The organism is Oleiphilus sp. HI0117 (assembly GCF_001635235.1).
Map to the genome: position 1 here is coordinate 1 of NZ_LWGA01000145.1, position 685 is coordinate 685.

The 685-nt window shown below is 43.9% G+C and carries 1 protein-coding gene; it reads left to right on the forward strand.

The annotated features are described in order from the left end of the window. The coding region (locus A3757_RS01955) for a 2Fe-2S iron-sulfur cluster-binding protein (RefSeq protein ID WP_156506107.1) at positions 1-685 on the forward strand (685 nt) is incomplete at both ends.

Below are 685 nucleotides of genomic sequence, written 5' to 3' on the forward strand. Positions count from 1 at the left end.
GCTGTAACGCCATGGCTCAACCAAGCTTTGAAAAGTGGTGACACTGTTTACTTATCCGAAGCCCAAGGTGATTTCCAACTAAGCAACTCAGTAAAAGACAAAGTATTTATTGCAGGCGGAAGCGGACTAACCCCCATATTTTCAATGCTGAACGAATACCAGAGCAACGCTTGGTATAAGCAGGCTCAGTTGCTCTTTTATGTAAATAATAGCCAATCCCTATTCTTTTCCGAGCAACTTTCTCACCTTGAAGCGAAGGGTTTGCAGGTAACAACTATCTATAGTGACCACCAAGGTAGAATAGATCAGCAGCAGCTGGAAATGTTTGTAGAAGACATCAGCGAAAAAGAATTTTACGTATGTGGGCCTGGGAAAATGATTGAAATTACCCAATCGCTTCTAACGTCCAATACGGTTCCTGAAGCAGATATCCACTTTGAATACTTCGGCCAACAGCCTTTATCTCTTGAGGGAATGAATGCAGACGATGCCGATGAACTGATTCAAGTCGATTACCTGGACTCTCGAAAGCAAGTCACCTTTGACCCTCAGCAGTTTATCGAGTCTGACAAAGCTACCCTGCTGGAAATCTCAGAGAACCAAGGTTTAAAACCCGTTGCGGGTTGTCGAATGGGCGTGTGTCACCAGTGTATTTGTAAAAAGAAGACCGGGCGAGTCTTCAATA